Annotated in this window: 12 protein-coding genes and 1 pseudogene; 11 read left to right on the plus strand and 2 right to left on the minus strand. The window is 36.2% G+C overall.

The window, feature by feature from the left end; genetic code table 11:
- The first annotated feature begins 93 nt into the window (after nt 1-93).
- The 9 genes from FC45_RS05470 to FC45_RS05510 all read left to right on the plus strand — a co-directional run bounded on the left by FC45_RS05470 (nt 94) and on the right by FC45_RS05510 (nt 12728).
- The gene (locus tag FC45_RS05470; protein ID WP_006588150.1) at nt 94-1737 is read left to right on the plus strand and encodes an alpha-glucosidase; all 1644 of its coding nucleotides are present in this window, start codon (nt 94-96) and stop codon (nt 1735-1737) included.
- Nucleotide 1738: 1 nt separating this feature from the next.
- Entirely contained in the window at nt 1739-3445 is a 1707-nt protein-coding gene (locus FC45_RS05475) for a glycoside hydrolase family 13 protein (protein ID WP_006585326.1), read from the plus strand.
- Nucleotides 3446-3559: 114 nt separating this feature from the next.
- Nucleotides 3560-5827, plus strand: coding sequence for a glycoside hydrolase family 65 protein (locus FC45_RS05480; protein ID WP_006588149.1), 2268 nt, complete (start codon nt 3560-3562; stop codon nt 5825-5827).
- On the plus strand, nt 5812-6483 hold the full coding sequence (pgmB, locus tag FC45_RS05485) for a beta-phosphoglucomutase (protein WP_006588148.1): 672 nt from the start codon (nt 5812-5814) through the stop codon (nt 6481-6483). The genes FC45_RS05480 and pgmB overlap by 16 nt, the downstream gene beginning before the upstream one ends.
- Before the next feature lie 5 nt (nt 6484-6488).
- Complete coding sequence (locus FC45_RS05490) at nt 6489-7598, plus strand: ABC transporter ATP-binding protein (protein WP_006588811.1); 1110 nt, start codon at nt 6489-6491, stop codon at nt 7596-7598.
- Nucleotides 7599-7627: 29 nt separating this feature from the next.
- Complete coding sequence (locus tag FC45_RS05495; protein ID WP_006585321.1) at nt 7628-9217, plus strand: glycoside hydrolase family 13 protein; 1590 nt, start codon at nt 7628-7630, stop codon at nt 9215-9217.
- A 19-nt stretch (nt 9218-9236) separates the two neighbouring features.
- Nucleotides 9237-10451 carry an extracellular solute-binding protein gene (locus tag FC45_RS05500; RefSeq protein ID WP_057706444.1) on the plus strand — a complete coding sequence of 405 codons (1215 nt, stop codon included), beginning with the start codon at nt 9237-9239 and terminating at the stop codon, nt 10449-10451.
- Between the two features lie 58 nt (nt 10452-10509).
- Nucleotides 10510-11868 carry a carbohydrate ABC transporter permease gene (locus tag FC45_RS05505; RefSeq protein WP_006585319.1) on the plus strand — a complete coding sequence of 453 codons (1359 nt, stop codon included), beginning with the start codon at nt 10510-10512 and terminating at the stop codon, nt 11866-11868.
- 2 nt (nt 11869-11870) lie between these two features.
- Nucleotides 11871-12728: a sugar ABC transporter permease gene (locus FC45_RS05510; protein ID WP_006585318.1), complete on the plus strand. Its 858-nt coding sequence runs from the start codon at nt 11871-11873 to the stop codon at nt 12726-12728.
- Between the two features lie 55 nt (nt 12729-12783).
- On the opposite strand, the gene FC45_RS05515 is transcribed toward FC45_RS05510, so the two are convergent.
- Nucleotides 12784-13614, minus strand: a complete 831-nt coding sequence (locus tag FC45_RS05515) for a helix-turn-helix domain-containing protein (RefSeq protein ID WP_006585317.1) — start codon at nt 13612-13614, stop codon at nt 12784-12786.
- Nucleotides 13615-13709: 95 nt separating this feature from the next.
- Here FC45_RS05515 and FC45_RS05520 point away from each other — a divergent pair, with 95 nt between their 5' ends.
- A complete protein-coding gene (locus tag FC45_RS05520; RefSeq protein ID WP_006588145.1) occupies nt 13710-14927 on the plus strand; it encodes an MFS transporter in 1218 nt (405 codons plus the stop codon).
- Here FC45_RS05520 and FC45_RS05525 read toward each other — a convergent pair.
- A pseudogene (locus tag FC45_RS05525) lies at nt 14924-16167 on the minus strand (MFS transporter). The gene FC45_RS05520 and the pseudogene FC45_RS05525 overlap by 4 nt on opposite strands.
- Before the next feature lie 129 nt (nt 16168-16296).
- Here FC45_RS05525 and FC45_RS05530 point away from each other — a divergent pair.
- Nucleotides 16297-17133 carry a hypothetical protein gene (locus tag FC45_RS05530; protein ID WP_006588143.1) on the plus strand — a complete coding sequence of 279 codons (837 nt, stop codon included), beginning with the start codon at nt 16297-16299 and terminating at the stop codon, nt 17131-17133.
- Nucleotides 17134-17225: the final 92 nt, after the last annotated feature.

Consider the following 17225-nt stretch of genomic DNA (forward strand, 5'->3'; position numbering starts at 1 on the left):
TAAAAAAAACTAGGCACCCTTTTATTTTTGATACCGATAACAACTGTAAGCGGTTACTTTGATTTGTTACACTAGCAACAGGAGGACACGCTTATGAAAAAATGGTACGACGAAGCAATTATTTATCAAATTTATCCCAAGTCCTTTCAAGACAGTAATAACGATGGAATTGGGGACTTACAAGGAATTAAACAGCGAATTCCATACTTAAAAAGACTAGGAATTAACACCGTTTGGCTTAATCCGGTCTTTGTTTCGCCTCAAGTAGATAATGGCTATGATGTAGCTAATTATTTTGCAATTGATGAAAAGATGGGCACCATGGCTGATATGGAAGACTTAATTTCAGCCCTTCATCAAAATGGTATCCGCATCATCATGGACTTTGTATTAAATCACACTTCTGATCAGCACCCCTGGTTTAAGGATGCAATTGCTAATCCTAAGAGTATTTATCGCGATTATTATCTCTTTGCTGGAGAAAATGGCCATCGGCCTAACAACTGGGGCAGCTTTTTTGGTGGTAGTGTTTGGGAGCCGGATCCCAAAACTGGTCAATTTTACTTCCACTTGTTTGATAAACACATGCCTGACTTAAATTGGAAAAATCCGGGCGTTCGTAAAGCGATGCTTGATATCGCAGAATTTTGGCTTAAAAAAGGAATTGATGGGTTACGCTTAGATGCCTTTATCCATATTGCCAAGGCTGATTTTCGCCAAAATTATCCAGCCCCTGAAGGCCAAATACCTGTAGCTGAGCCATTTTTTGCTAACTTGCCAGAAGTAGTTCATTATTTGCGGCCATTTTGCCAGCAAATTAAGCAAGATTATCCAGATTGCTTATTATTAGGCGAAGCTGCTAGTGCCAATGTGAATTTAGCTGCTAATTATACTGATCCGGAAAATAATTTACTAGATGCTGCAATTACTTTCCGCTGCTTTACTGAGGATGACAGTCAACTTGATTCAGCTATTCCAGCCAATTATCAAGTTAAGCCCTTTGACTTTGAAGCATTTAAGTTAACCCAAATGATTTGGGAGCAGACTTTAGCAGGAATTTCAAAGCCAGTTCTTTACTGGAGCAATCATGATATGAGCCGTTTGCGGACGCGAATTGCTAAAAATGACCTGCAAGCTAAAAGTTTAGCCATGCTTCTATATTTAGAGCGAGGTATTCCAATTATTTATTATGGTGAAGAGTTAGGGCTTAAGAATTTAGCCTTCCAGCAATTGGACGACTTTAAAGATCAGACTGTTTTTGACTTTGCCAAAAAGGCAGAAAAGCAAGGATATAGTGAAGCTGAAATTTTAACGATGGTTTCGCAAACTCATAAAATGCCAGCTCGTGGAGTTATGCCTTGGAAAAAAGCAGAAAATTATGGCTTTAGTAAGCACCATCCTTGGCTAACTGGTAAAAAACAGGATGAGCATTTTGCGGAAGCTGAAATAGCTGATTCAGAGAGCTTTTTCAACTTTTATCGTCAGCTGATTGCGTTAAAGAAGACGCCATTATTTATGGAAGGTAGTTATTACCTTCACCCAACTAGCAGTAAGAGCTTTATTTATCAGCGTGATTTGGGCGATGAAAGTGCCTTAGTGGTAGTTAACTTAACTAATAAACCATTAAAAGTAAAAACCAAATATCAAAAAGTCATTTTGAGCAATGGCCAATATAGTTTAAATGACAATGAATTACAACTAGCACCATTTGCTGGTTTAGTTTTAGAAAGGAATTAAGATGCAAGAAGCAAGTTTACGACACCGACCAGAAAGTGAAGATTGTTTTTTAATTGATAAAAATCATCTTCGTCTGCGTTTTCATACTGCGAAAGATGATGTGCAAAAAGTAATTGTTCATTATTTAGATAGTTACTATGATTTAAAAACTGCCCAAAAACAAGAAATGACCAAAATCGGTAGTGGCCAAGTGGCAGATTATTATATGACAACGCTCGAGTTACCTTTACACCGCTGCCAATATACCTTTGAAGTAGTTGGCCAAGACGACAGTCACATTATTTATGGAGACCGAGGAATTCGTGAATACAATGACAGTAACTTATATGATTATGGTCAATTCTTTAAGGTACCATATTTCCACGAAATTGACATGGCCAAAACGCCAGCTTGGGTTAAAGAAACGGTTTGGTACCAAATTTTTCCTGAGCGCTTTAATAATGGCGATAAAAATAATGATCCAGTTGGGACTAAACCTTGGAATTCAGCCGATCACCCTGGTAGAGAAGATTACTATGGTGGTGACTTACAAGGGGTATTAGACAAGCTTGATTATTTACAAGAGCTAGGAATTAACGGCTTGTACTTCTGTCCAATTTTTAAGGCTAGTTCTAACCATAAATATGACACTATCGATTATTTAGAAATTGATCCTGATTTTGGTGATAAGAAGCTATTTAAGAAGTTAGTTGATGAAGCCCATAAGCGCGGGATGCATGTCATGCTTGATGCAGTCTTTAATCATTTAGGTGATCAATCTAAAGAATGGCAAGATGTGGTTAAACATGGTCGAGATTCTAAATACTTTGACTGGTTCCATATTAATTATTTGCCAGTTACTCCATTTAAAGATCCAAGTAAGGGTGAAGAGATGCCACCTTATGATACTTTTGCTTTTGAACCGCATATGCCAAAACTCAATACTGCTAATGAAGAAGTACAAAAGTATTTATTAAATATTGCAACATACTGGGCTAAAGAATTTCATATTGATGCATGGCGTTTAGATGTAGCTAATGAAGTAGATCATCATTTTTGGAAAAAGTTTCACGTGAAACTCATGGAGATAAATCCTAATTTTTACATTGTGGGTGAAGTTTGGCATTCAAGTCAGCCTTGGCTTAATGGGGATGAATTTACTGGAGTTATGAATTATCCATATACCCAACAAATCGAAGACCATTTCTTAACTGGCAAAATTAGTGCCAAAATGCTAACGCAAGTTTTATTTGACCAGCTGATGCTTTATCGTGACTGCGTCAACAGTGGCATGCTTAATATGCTAGATTCACATGATACTGCCAGACTTTTAACTTTAGCTGATGAAAACCAAGACAAAGCATTAAATGCTCTAGCCTTCGAACTCATGCAACCAGGTAGTCCATCTATTTACTATGGAACTGAAATGGCGATGACTGGTGGTAACGATCCAGATTGCCGTAAGCCAATGGATTGGACAAAAACAGGAAATGCATACTGGCAAAAAGTCCATGCATTAATCGTATTTAGACGTAAGTATGCATCAGTTTTAAGTCAAAGTGATATTAAACTTGCAGTTGAAGATGATTTGATTGTGGTTAAGCATGGCCGAATTACTGCATATTTCAATACTACTAATTATGAAATAAAAATTGATAAAAAAGCCAGTGTAAGTAATGGCTATCAAAATGGTGTTTTAAGTCCAAATGGCTATATTTTATGTGAATGATATCGGTAACAAGAACCTGATACCGGTAACAAAGCTTCAAGCTATTGTAAAGCGCTTACAAATAACACATAATATAGTTAGTTAAAATAAATCACCAGAAAGTGGTGGAGAATGATGAAGAGAATTTTTGAAATTAATCCCTGGAATATTACTAGTCACAATTTTCCAAAAGAAGATATGCGTCTAGCTGAAAGCATTACTTCTATTGGAAATGACTACATGGGGATGCGTGGAAATTTTGAAGAAGGTTATAGTGGAGATAGCCTATCTGGCACCTATCTAGCTGGGGTTTGGTTCCCAGATAAAACTAGAGTTGGCTGGTGGAAAAATGGTTATCCAGAATACTTTGGTAAAAGTCTTAACGCTCCTAGCTTTATCGGAATTCAAATTTTAGTTGATGGAGAAAAAGTTGATTTAGCAAAGTGTGACTTTTCTGACTACTACCAAAATTTGGATATGCATCAAGGCTTGCTTACTAGAAGTTATATTTACCATGGCAAAAGTAATATCAAGTTTACTTTTGAACGTTTTTTAAGTAATAAGATTCAAGAAGCAGCTTTAATTAAGGTTAAAGCACAAGTATTAAAGGGTAGTGCAAAGCTTGAATTCATTAGTACTTTAGATGGCAACGTTGTTAATGAAGATAGCAACTATGAAGAACATTTCTGGAAGCCAATACTTGAAGATGAAAAGGAAAAGTGCATCCAATTAATTACTAAAGAAAATCCTTTCCAAGTTCCGCAATTTACAGTTTTGCTTAAGCAAAGCTTACGAGTAAATGGTGAAAAGGTTCATGGCGAAGTTGAAACTAAAGCAGGCTATTTAGCAGAAAAAGTTACAACTATGCTTGATGCTGGTGAAAAATATGAACTTGAAAAAGATGTAATTGTCATTACTAGTCGTGATGTGGCTCCAGATGAACAAGCAGAGCGAGCAGATTTATTAATGCATGAGCTTTGTGAGCACACATTTTCAGAAAACTTAGCTGAACATGAAGCAATTTGGCAAAAGCGCTGGGAAAAGAGTGATGTCCAAATTAAAGGCTCAGACGAAGCGCAACAAGGTATTCGCTTTAATATTTTCCAATTATTCATGACTTATTATGGGCAAGATGCTCGACTCAATATTGGCCCTAAGGGCTTTACCGGTGAAAAGTATGGTGGTGCTACTTATTGGGATACAGAAGCTTATATTATTCCAATGTATTTAGCAGTTGCTCCCAAAGAAGTAACGCATGCCTTACTTGAATATCGTCATAAGCAACTTCCAGGTGCCTATCACAATGCTAAGCAACAAGGCTTAAAGGGTGCACTCTTCCCAATGGTAACTTTCAACGGGATAGAATGTCACAACGAATGGGAAATCACTTTTGAAGAAATTCACCGTAATGCCGATATTCCATTTGCGATTTATCAGTACACCGAATATACGGGAGACGAAAGTTACGTTCAAGATGAAGGGATGGACGTCTTAGTTGGAACTGCTAGATTTTGGGCTGATCGGGTACATTTTTCAAAGCGCAAGCACAAGTACATGATTCATGGCGTTACTGGACCAAATGAATATGAAAATAACGTTAATAATAACTGGTTCACTAACCAAATGGCTGCTTGGCTTTTATCCTACACCCTTGAAAGATTGCCTAAGGCAAAACTAGAGGCATTGAAGCGTTTAGCAGTAAGTGACGAAGAAAAGGCTCACTGGCAAGATATTGTTGACAATATGTACTTCCCAGAAGATAAAGAATTAGGCATTTTTGTTCAACATGATACTTTTCTTGATAAGGACATCCGACCAGTAAGTACGATTCCTGCAAGTGAACGTCCAATTAACCAGCATTGGTCATGGGATAAGATTTTACGTTCACCATTTATTAAACAAGCCGATGTTTTGCAAGGAATTTATTTCTTGAATAATCACTTCACAAAAGAACAAAAAGAAAAGAACTTTGACTTCTACGAACCACTAACAGTTCATGAAAGTTCACTCAGTGCATGTATTCACGCAATTTTAGCGGCAGAACTTGGTAAACAAGATAAGGCAGTTGAGCTTTATCAAAGAACTGCCAGATTAGACCTAGATAACTACAACAATGATACTAGTGATGGCTTACATATCACATCAATGTCAGGGAGCTGGCTAGCAATTGTACAAGGTTTTGCTGGGATGCGCTACTACAATGACGAGTTATGTTTTAAGCCATTTGTTCCAAGTCAGTGGCAAGGATATAGCTTTAAGATGAACTATCGCGGACGCTTATTAGAAGTTAATGTTAGCGATGAAATTAAATTAAGACTAATTTCTGGTCCAAGTCTCAAAGTTAAGGTTTATGACCAAGAAGTTTTGCTAGAAGAGGGGCAAGAAAAATGCTTAAAGGCTTAATTTTTGACCTAGATGGCGTAATCACTGATTCAGCTCGTTATCACTTGGCTGCTTGGAATGCCTTAGCTGAAGAGCTAGGAATTAAGTTACCAGCTAAAGCCAGCGATGAGTTGCGTGGACTAGCAAGAATGGATTCGCTTGAATTAATTTTGCGGTATGGCCACCAAGAAAATAAATATTCATTAGCAGAAAAAGAAGCTTTAGCAGCTAAAAAGAATATGGCTTATCAACAAGCAATTAAAAAGATGACCCAAGCTGATATTTTACCTGGAATTTCAGAATTGCTAGAGCAAGCCAAAACTAATGGTTTAAAGATGGCAATTGCTTCAGCTTCAATGAATGCACCTACTATTTTAAAGCAATTAGGATTGTTAAAAGAGTTTGATGCAGTTGTTGATCCTAAAACTTTAAGTCATGGTAAGCCGAATCCTGAAATTTACCAAAAAGCGCAAGCTTTACTAGACCTTGAAGCTGATGAAGTAATTAGCTTTGAAGATGCAGCAAGTGGTGTAGCAGCAATTAAAGCAGCTAAGCAATTTGCAGTAGGAATTGGTGATAGCCAGGTTTTAGGTCAAGCAGATTTAGTTGTTAGCGATACTAGTCAATTAGACCTGACAAAAATTGTGGCAACATTTAAAAGTAAGAAAGTAGGTTAATGCAAATGGTTGAAATCAATTTAAACCATATCTATAAAAAATATCCTGATGCAGAAAATTATTCAGTAACAGACTTTGACTTACATATCAAGAATCAAGAATTTATTGTTTTTGTTGGGCCTTCTGGTTGTGGGAAATCAACGACTTTAAGAATGATTGCCGGCCTTGAAGATATCAGTAAGGGCACCTTGGAAATTGGTGGCAAAGTCATGAACGATGTTGCACCAAAGGATCGTAACATTGCGATGGTTTTCCAAAACTATGCCTTATATCCCCATATGAGTGTCTATGACAATATGGCTTTTGGCTTGAAGTTGCGCCATTATTCAAAAGAAGAAATCGATAAAAAAGTCAAAAGTGCTGCAGAAGTCCTAGGCTTAGCGCACTTACTTGATAGAAAGCCAGCAGCTTTATCAGGTGGGCAGCGTCAGCGTGTTGCTTTAGGACGTGCTATCGTACGGGATGCGCCAATCTTTTTGATGGATGAACCTTTAAGTAACCTCGATGCAAAACTTAGAGTGTCAATGAGAGCAGAAATTGCTAAGCTCCATCAAAACTTAAAGACAACAACAATTTACGTAACGCACGACCAAACTGAAGCGATGACTTTGGCTGACCGCATCGTCATTATGTGTGATGGTAAAATTCAGCAAATTGGTACTCCACAAGAAGTTTATAATCACCCAGTTAACCAATTTGTTGCCGGCTTTATTGGTTCGCCACAGATGAACTTCTTTGAAGTTACTTATCAAGATGGCAAGATTAGTGATAATAAGGGACTAGTCTTAGAAGTGCCAGAAGGTCGCGCAAAGCAACTTGAACAAGCTGGCTACAATGGTAAGAAAATTATTTTCGGAATTCGTCCAGAAGATATTCATTCAGAAGGGGCCTTTCTTGAAACTTGGCCTAAGAGTGCAGTTAAGGCTAAAGTTGTTGTTTCGGAACTTTTAGGAGCAACTAGTCAACTTTATTTAAATGTCGATGGAACTGAGTTTGTCGGAATTGTGAATGCCAGAGACTTCCATTCACCAGGTCAAGAAGTAACCGTTGGTTTTGATGTTAACAAGGGTCACTTCTTTGATAGTGAAACTAAGAAAGCAATTTTTACCAATTAATGTAAGCGCTTGAAGGAGGTGCTGCGAAAATGACACCATGGTGGAAAAATGCGGTTGTTTATCAAATTTATCCTAAGTCATTTCAAGATAGTAATGGTGATGGGATAGGAGATTTGAAAGGAATCATTAGCCGCTTAGACTATTTAGAAAAATTGGGTGTAGATGCAATTTGGCTCTGCCCAATTTATAAATCCCCTGGCGCCGACAATGGATATGATATTGCAGACTATGAAGCGATTGATGAGCAGTTTGGTACAATGGCTGATTTAGATAAGTTAATCCAAAAAGCTCGCCAGCATCACATTCGGATTGTCATGGATTTGGTAGTAAATCACACATCTGATGAGCATAAATGGTTTATTGAATCACGTAAAAGTCGTGAAAACCCGTACCGCGATTTTTATGTTTGGCGAGATAAGCCGAATAAGTTAACTTCAGCTTTTTCAGGTAGTGCTTGGCAATATGATGAAGCAACTAAGCAATATTACTTACACTTATTTGCTAAGAAACAACCAGATTTAAACTGGAAAAATCCAAAACTCCGACAAAAGATTTATGACATGATGAATTTTTGGATTGATAAGGGAATCGCTGGTTTCCGAATGGATGTAATTGAATGTATTGGTAAAGAACCAGACCAAGAAATTACAGCCAACGGGCCACACTTACATGAGTATCTACAAGAAATGAATCGTGAAACTTTTGGTAAGAAAGATTTCTTAACTGTTGGTGAAACTTGGAGTGCTAGTTTAGCAGATGCTAAAAAGTATATTGACCCTAAGCGTCACGAGTTATCAATGGTCTTTCAATTTGAAGCCAATAGTTTAGATCAAGTAGGTGCAAGTAAGTGGGACTTAAAAAAGCCTGACTTAGCTGAATTAAAGGCTATTTTAACTAAATGGCAAGAAAATTTAGCTTGGAACAGCTTATTCTGGGAAAACCATGACATTCCCAGAGTAATTTCTCGCTTCGGCGATGATGGTAAATATCGCGTTGAAGCAGCCAAGATGTTTGCAATTATGCTTCATTTGTTAAAGGGAACGCCATATATTTTCAATGGTGAAGAAATTGGTATGACTAACTGTCCGGTTGAATCAATTGATGATGTTAACGATATTGAAAGTCGCAATATGTATTTTGCCGGATTAGAGAAAGGTAAGAGTAAAGAAGAATTATTACGTTCAATTAATGCTAAAGGGCGTGATAATGCTAGAACGCCAATGCAATGGGATGATACAGCTAATGCTGGATTTACTACTGGGAAACCTTGGCTACATCTAAATCCTAATTATCGAGAAATTAATGTAAAGGCTTGTCTAGCAGATAAAAATTCAATTTTTTACACTTACCAGCAATTGATAAAAATGCGTCACAACTATCCAATGCTAGTTGATGGCGACTTTAAAGCAGTTGCAACTAGTGACAATATCTTTGCCTATGAAAGAGTTTTGGGTGATGAAAAATGGTTAGTGGTATGTAATTTAACTAAGGAAGAAGCCACTTTCACATCAGAATACAAAATCCAGAACGCTTTAATTAGTAATTATCCAGCAAGAACTACCTTACAAGACATTACTTTGAAGCCATTTGAAGCTTTTGCTTGTCAGGTAACTTGTTAATGGACAGGAGGAAATGAATATGAAAATTTGGAAAAAGTTAGCTCTTGCTACAGCAGCTTTAGCAATGGTTGGTACATTATCAGCTTGCTCAAGCAATAAGAGTTCATCAACAAGTAGTAATAATAAAAATCAATTAACTTTATGGGTTGATACTGAACAAGTACCATACTACAAGACGATTGCTAAAGACTTTGAAAAGACTCACAAGGGGATTAAAGTTCGGGTTACTCAAAGTCCAAATGGATCAGCTAATGCTAAGACTGATGTAGGTAAAGACCCAAGCAAAGCTGCTGATGTCTTTGAAGTACCAAATGACCAATTAGGTCAAATGGCAGAAGCAGGTTACATTAACCCGCTTTCACCAACTGATACTAAGAACATCAAGACCAACTATATTGATGAAGCTTACAAGGGTGTTGCTTGGAATGGCAAGGTTTATGCATATCCTTACGCACAACAAGCTCAAACTATTTATTACAACAAGAGTAAATTGTCAGCAAGTGATGTTCAAGATTGGGATACTTTAACTAGCAAGGGTGTTGTTGCAACCGACTTTACTAATGCATATGTAATGTGGCCTGTATTCTTCAGTGCCGGCACTAAGTTATTTGGTGACAATGGTGAAGATTTAAAGGGTTCAACTTTTAACTCACAAGAAGGTGTTAACGCCTTAACTTGGTTTGCTGAACAAAAGAAGAACAAGAATGTTATGCAAACTTCTAACGCTTTGAACCAATTAAAGAAGGGTAAAGCTGCTGCTATTTTAGATGGCCCTTGGAACGCTGCAAACATTAAGAAGATTTTAGGTAAGAACTTTGCAGTTGCTAAATACCCAACTATTACTGTTGGTGGTAAGAAAGTACAAATGGAAGCATTCTTAGGTATTGAAGGCTTTGCTATTAACTCACACACTGCTAATGCAAAAGCTAGTGCTCAACTTGCTGCATTCATTACTAACAAGAAAGCTCAATTAATTGATCACGACAAGGCTGGTCAAATTCCTGTATTGAAGGCTGCTATCAACTCAAGCGATATTAAGAATGATAATGTTGCTGAAGCTGTAATTGAAATGGCTAAGTCAGGTAACAGTGTCTTGATGCCTAAGATGGCACAAATGGCTACCTTCTGGGATGGTTCTGCTCCATTAATCAGTGGTGCTTACGATGGCAAGATTAAGCCAGCACAATACAAGGCTCAACTTGATAAGTTAGCTAAAAAGATTGAAAAGAAATAGTAATTGCTAAGTGAGAAGATGGGTTAACAGCCATTTTTTACTTCAAAAGGAGAAAGCTATGTTTAAGAGAAAAAATCATCTACCTCCAAAAGCTACCTATAAAGAAGTGTGGTCTAAAGGAGATGCTATAACCAAATGTTCATTTTTCATTATGGGTCTAAATGCCTTGAAGCATGGTCAATGGGCTAAAGGGCTTTCTTTACTACTTAGTGAAATCGTCTTCTTTGCTTGGATTTGTTTAACTGGTTTTAGCTCAATCAAAGCTTTGTCAAATTTAGGACTAATTAAGAAAAAACAAGTTATTTATGATGCTAGTCAAGGAGTTTATGTTACTAAGCAACCTGACAGTTCAGTTTTAATTTTGTTGTTTGGATTATTAGCTTTAATGGTAGTAATTGGCTTTATTTGGCTTTATATTGTTAATCTTAAGAGTGTTAGAAAGAATTACGTCTTAGAACGTGATCATGAACATATTTTGACTAATAAAGAAGAACTTGCAAACTTATTTGATGAACGTTTGCATACTACCTTGATGACAATTCCAGTTTTAGGGATTTTTCTCTTTACGATTTTGCCAACGGTCTTTATGATATCGATGGCTTTTACCAACTATGATCGTCAACACTCAATTGGTTTTTCATGGACTGGCTTTAAGGCGTTTGGCAATGTTTTAAGTGGGGATTTAGCAGGAACATTCTTCCCAGTTCTTGGTTGGACCTTGATTTGGGCTGTAGCTGCTACTGCCACAACTTTCTTCTTTGGTGTTTTACTTGCTTTGTTAATTGAATCTAAAGGTATCAAGCATAAAGGCTTTTGGAGAACTATTTTTGTATTAGTATGGGCAGTTCCTCAATTCGTATCATTATTAATGATGGCCCAATTTTTAGACTATCAAGGTGCATTTAATGCAATTTTGATGAACTTGCACTTAATTTCTAGTCCAATTCACTTTATTGATAATCAAGCCGCTCCCTGGGTAGCAAGAATTACCGTTATCTTCGTTAACATGTGGATTGGGATTCCAGTTTCAATGCTGGTTTCAACTGCTATTATCCAAAACTTGCCACAAGATCAAGTTGAAGCTGCCAAAATTGATGGTGCTAATGCCATTCAAATCTTTAAATCAATTACATTCCCTCAAATTTTATTTGTAATGGCTCCATCATTGATTCAACAATTTATTGGTAACATCAACAACTTCAACGTAATTTACTTGTTAACTGGTGGTGCACCAATGAATAACAACTACAACGGTGCCGGTTCAACTGACCTTTTGGTAACTTGGTTATATAACTTAACCTTTGGACAAGAACAAAGATACAACGCTTCAGCTGTCTTGGGTATCTTAATCTTTATTTTGAGTGCGACTGTATCATTAATCGCATATCGTCGTACTAATGCATTTAAGGAGGGTTAAAAATGAAATCATACGCAGCACAAAGAAGACTTTCATTGATCTTCCGGTATGCATTATTAACGATTTTATCTATCCTTTGGATTTTACCAATTGTTTGGATTGTCTTAGCTAGTTTTTCTTATAATGATACCGGCTTTGTTTCAACTTTTTGGCCAGAAAAATTCACTTTGCAAAATTACATTGGGATTTTTACTAACCCACAATATCCATTTGGTAACTGGATTATCAATACTTTAATAATTTCAATTGCTTCCGCAATTATTTCTACCTTTATTACAATTTCAGTTGCTTATGTTTTATCACGCTTACGTTTCAAATTAAGAAAACCATTTTTACAAATTGCCTTAGTTTTGGGGATGTTCCCCGGCTTTATGGCTATGATTGCCCTATACTACATCTTAAAAGGTCTTAACATGTTAAACCTTGGTGGTTTGCTCTTAGTTTATGTTGGTGGATCAGGATTAGGTTTTTATGTTGCCAAAGGTTTCTTTGATACAATTCCGCGGGCAATTGATGAAGCTGCCGAAATTGATGGTGCAACTAAGTGGCAAGTATTCTGGAACATTGGTTTACCATTATCTAAACCAATGATTGTTTACACTGCCTTAACTGCCTTTATTGGTCCTTGGGTTGACTTCATTTTCTCAGGTATCATTCTTTCTACTTCAGGAAATGCCAAGACTTATACCATTGCCTATGGTTTATACAATATGGTTCACAACAGTAAAGGTGCCTCAACTACTTACTTTGCTCAATTTATCGCTGGTTGTGTTATCATAGCAATTCCTATTACTATTTTGTTTATCTTCATGCAGAGATTCTATGTTAACGGAATTACTGCAGGTGCAGATAAAGGATAAGCGAGAATACATTCAAATAAAAATGCTCTATCTAGTCGATAGGGCATTTTTTTCTTTATTTAATTTGGTTGAAGATGGTTAAAAAATAATGGGCTAGATGATTAGCGCCAATTTCTCTTAGGAAGGAAATAGTTTTGATGATCTTTTGCTCGTTAGGTTGATTATGATATTCAGCTAGTTGATTTAAGAAGTGGCGACCAATAATGAGCTGCATATCGCGTTCTTTAAAAGTTAAGGTGTTTAATTTATCCAAGATTTTTTGAGCGTACTTAAAGTTATTAGCCTTAAAAAGAGCAATGGCAGCTTCAAATAAAGTAGTAATTGCAAAATAAAAAGTGTCGTGTCCAGCAGCTTGAATAAAATCTAAATATTCAATTACTTGATAACTTACTTGGTAAATGATGCGAGGGCTAAGAACGTTAATAATTGTTCGAAAAAGTGAAAGGTTTTCTTGTCCCCAAACTGACAAATGTGAGAGTTCTTTGTTTAACAGATTCTGATTAGAAATCGACAAAAGATTTTTACGGCTTAAGTTGTAGTATAAGCTGGCGCAAATAGCAGCATAGTTTAAGTCAATGAGCTTTTGGCTAGTTTGAAATTTTGCTAGGGCAGTGGTAGTTAATTGTTGTAGTTTAGCTTGATCTTTTGTTAGCCAGGCTTTTTCTAAATCTTGAGAAAGGTCATCTGGTTGATTTAACCCTGATAATGCTAAAAATTCGGCTGGCGTTAGATTAATTCTCTCAAGTAATTCAACTACCTTTTCAAAATCCATCTTGCCTTGGCCATTTTCCCAGCGTGAGAGCATTGAGACTGAGCAGATGTTATTAGCAGCTTGGCTTAAGGTGATGTTTTGCATCTTTCGTAGTTTCTTAAAAGTAAAGTTCATTTTTTTCTCCTTGTTTTTATCATATATGCAAAAAGCAGAAAAAGCTAAGAATTGATTTTGTTTTAATGCAAATAAAGATATAAGGAGGAGTCAAAATGGCCAAACAATCTAAAAAGCAACTCCTATTAGCTGTTTCAAGTTTAGGAATGGGTAATTTAGCTAGTTCAATTTTTTCTTTTTGCCTGAGCCTTTATACTTTACAAAAAACTGGGTCAAGCTTAGTGTTTTCAACAATTTTGTTAATAAATCCCGTAATTAAGCTTTTATTTACACCATTAGTTGGTTACACAGTAGATAAATATCATCACAAGAAAATTGCTATTGGAGCGCAACTAGTAAGTATTGTTTTAGATGTGATTTTTCTAAGTTTAATTGAATTACTAAGTTTGAATGAGCAAATTTTATTAATTGCTTTAGCAGTAATTGGTTTATCTTTAGCCGATTGTTTTCAGGAAACAAGCTATAAGGCTTCAACTAAGTCATTTGTTGCTGAAGAATATTGTCAAAAATTAATTGGCTATGAACAAGTTGTTACAGCAGGGACGGCAATTTTAGCTCCAATTTTAGGTGGGGTAGTTTTTAGCTGGCTAGAGCTTAATTGGGTGACTATCATTGAATTAATTGGAGAAGTGGTTTCGCTACTATTAATTAGTATGATTGATTTTTATCTGGTTGAGCAGCGCCAAAGTAGTCACTTATCTTCAATAAAAGAATCATTTAAAGCTGGTATCAATTATATTAGACAAGATAAGAACTTGTTAGACCTATTACTTTTTGCGGTATTTGCTAATTTCTCCTTAGGCTCAATTGAAGTGGGGCTACCAGTAATTATGGTGAAACAGCTAAAATTAGGATCTGAATTATATGGAATGACTACAAGTTGTTTAGCAATGGGGATGCTAGTAGCTAGTTTATTTCTTAGTAAGCTTAACTTAAATGGAGCTTATTTAGGATTTACTGGAAGAAATGGCGTAGTGTTATCTATAATTTTTGCTATTTTTGCTTTTATTGAGCTGGTAGAGAACATCTATCTGATAACATTTATTTTGGGCTTGGGGATGTTTTTAATTGGCGGTATTTTAACAATGTCGAATCTTCCCTTTGCAATGTATTTAAGAACTCAAGTGGCAGAGGACTACCAAGGACGAGTTGGTTCAACTATGAGCAGTTTAGTTAGTTTGTTATCTCCAATTTCTTTTGCTATCTTTGGTTTATTATTTAACACTTTAGCTAGTTTATGGATTTTTAGTTTTTGCGGGATAATTTTACTAATTGATAGTCTTTTCTTACTAAAAAATAAACACACCTCTTAGCGGGGTGTGTTTTTCTTGCTAGCAAAAATTAGAATTATTAAGAAGTTAAGCAGTAAGGTAAAGCCTGTTACCCAAAAAACTGCTTCATAATTAGCAAAACCAGAAATTCCAGAACCTAAAAGTGATCCTAAGACCGCGCCGATAGCTTGGAAGGACTGGTTATAACTGAAGATTCTACCAAAGCTTTCACTTGGAGTATTCAAAGTTAAGACGGTTTGAGCAGCTGGCATCATTGCAGCACTCGCAATTCCAAGTAAAAAGCGTAAAGCTGCTAAGACCCAAGGCGAGTTAGTAACTGCCATGGGTGCAAATAAGATGGCGCCAATAATTAAGCCTAGCCGCAATACCTTCAATGGTCCAATTTCGTCCATTTTATGGCCAATCTTTGAAGCAGCAATCATTGTTCCCAGGCCTGGCGTTGCCGCCACAATTCCGGCAATTAGGGCGACATTTTTACTGCCAGGCATCATTGACTTAACATATAATGAAACAATTGGATCAATTGACATTGTGGCTGATTGTACTAGCATCGTTGTAATGAACATTGCCACAATTAACTGAATACTTGGTAAAGAAGCCATGATTTCTTTCATTGGCTTCATTTTTTCCCGAGAAACAGGAGTGAAGTTTTCTTTGGTAAAGAAAGTAGTTCCTAAAAAGACCAAGAACATTAATAAACCTGTAATGAAAAATGGAATACGATAGCCCCAAGCACCACCTAGTAAATTTCCAAAAAAGCTTGAAAGTGCTCCGCCAAGTAATGGTCCAACTAAGTTACCGGCAGTCCCAGCAGTCATCATCTGACTCATAACCCAGCCACTTTTTTCGTGTGGTGTTTCACCGGCCATCAGTGCAGTCGCATTGTTGATATAACCAGAAAAAGCCCCCTGAATAAAGCGCATAATAACAATATAAATTGCATTAGGAGCTAGTCCAGTTAAAGAAATAGTTAAAATGCCATTACACCACTGGCACGCATACACATTAACTTGCGCCCCTTTTGGTCAGCTAAACTTCCCCAAAAGGGTGAAACAATTGCTTGAGCTATAAAAGTCATAGCAAATGCTAAACCAGAGTAGAGGTTGATTTCTAATTTGTTGTAATTACCTAAATCTGAAATAAATAATGAAATAAAAGGCATAGTCATTGAATATCCCATTCCAGTGATGAAGCAGCCCAGCCACAGGGTATAGAATGAAAGATGCCAGTTTTTAGACAAACCTGAAGTATATTTTGACATGATTTAGCTCCTTAAAGTGTTTTATTTCAAGTTTAACACTACTATTTTATAAATAAATGAAGAAAGAGCTAAATTAGTACTTATCCCTTGAATTTTGTGCTAGCATATTTCAAAAGAAAGGGTGATTTGATGAGCGAGAAAATTACTAGAGAAGAATATCAAAGAGAAAAAGTTTATGGACAAAAATACAAACTAAATTTTTGGAATATTTGGACTGATCGTCCTTATATTTCTGTAGCAATTGTTGTTGCTCTGATAATTACTTTATTTACTAGATGGTATTTAGGTACAATTCTTATTTTGTTAATTACAGCAATTGGAATTTATATTATTGGACATAGTCATCACCCTAACCGCGTCTTAAGTATTGAATTTCGTTTGAAAGCTTCAAGACAGCTAAGTATGTTAAAGAGTTTGCAGATGGGTGCAAGTGTTTTAATGTTTTTAGCTACCTATATGAGAAAAGTAGTTAGTGTAGATTTTACTAGCGCCGGAACTCAAGATGGTCTGCAAACAATTCAAGGGATGTTATCAAACACAGGAAAATATGGACAACAAGGTTCATATATTCTAAGTTTATTGAATACTGTGACAGGTGGTTCTTTTTGGGGAACGTATCGTTATGCTTCAAATACTTCTCAATTTATGAATGATCCTGCTGGTTTAATGATTATTTTGTGGATTTTTTTGTTAATGGTTGCTCCAGCTATTTGTGTCTTATCCAATTTCTTTAAAGAACCATATTCAAGACGCGCTTCACTAGTTGGTGGAATTGTATCATTAGTTAGTTTTGTCATAACACCTAAAGTGATGGATTTTTTAATTACTCAGTATGCACAAGATCAAAATATTAGTGTACGAAATGCATTAAGTGTGGGAGAGATGGCTTATGTAGCAATCGGTTGTGCATTAATGGTTTTAGTAATTGCAATTTATAGAAACTACAAAAAAGATAATTTTGAATAGAAAAAGCCTTGAGTTTCGCTGATACTCAAGGCTTTTTAAGTATTTTAGATCTATATTTTTGAGAAAAAATAAAAAAAGTTTTTAGTCGATTC

Source organism: Lactobacillus jensenii DSM 20557 (genome assembly GCF_001436455.1).
Lineage (GTDB): Bacteria > Bacillota > Bacilli > Lactobacillales > Lactobacillaceae > Lactobacillus > Lactobacillus jensenii.

What these genes read in the sequence shown, in the direction of transcription:
- FC45_RS05470 (WP_006588150.1), top strand. Translation starts at nt 94, where the DNA reads ATGAAAAAATGGTACGACGAAGCAATTATTTATCAAATTTATCCCAAG.
- FC45_RS05475 (WP_006585326.1), top strand. Translation starts at nt 1,739, where the DNA reads ATGCAAGAAGCAAGTTTACGACACCGACCAGAAAGTGAAGATTGTTTT.
- FC45_RS05480 (WP_006588149.1), top strand. Translation starts at nt 3,560, where the DNA reads ATGAAGAGAATTTTTGAAATTAATCCCTGGAATATTACTAGTCACAAT.
- pgmB (WP_006588148.1), top strand. Translation starts at nt 5,812, where the DNA reads ATGCTTAAAGGCTTAATTTTTGACCTAGATGGCGTAATCACTGATTCA.
- FC45_RS05490 (WP_006588811.1), top strand. Translation starts at nt 6,489, where the DNA reads ATGGTTGAAATCAATTTAAACCATATCTATAAAAAATATCCTGATGCA.
- FC45_RS05495 (WP_006585321.1), top strand. Translation starts at nt 7,628, where the DNA reads ATGACACCATGGTGGAAAAATGCGGTTGTTTATCAAATTTATCCTAAG.
- FC45_RS05500 (WP_057706444.1), top strand. Translation starts at nt 9,237, where the DNA reads ATGAAAATTTGGAAAAAGTTAGCTCTTGCTACAGCAGCTTTAGCAATG.
- FC45_RS05505 (WP_006585319.1), top strand. Translation starts at nt 10,510, where the DNA reads ATGTTTAAGAGAAAAAATCATCTACCTCCAAAAGCTACCTATAAAGAA.
- FC45_RS05510 (WP_006585318.1), top strand. Translation starts at nt 11,871, where the DNA reads ATGAAATCATACGCAGCACAAAGAAGACTTTCATTGATCTTCCGGTAT.
- FC45_RS05515 (WP_006585317.1), bottom strand. Translation starts at nt 13,614, where the DNA reads ATGAACTTTACTTTTAAGAAACTACGAAAGATGCAAAACATCACCTTA.
- FC45_RS05520 (WP_006588145.1), top strand. Translation starts at nt 13,710, where the DNA reads ATGGCCAAACAATCTAAAAAGCAACTCCTATTAGCTGTTTCAAGTTTA.
- FC45_RS05530 (WP_006588143.1), top strand. Translation starts at nt 16,297, where the DNA reads ATGAGCGAGAAAATTACTAGAGAAGAATATCAAAGAGAAAAAGTTTAT.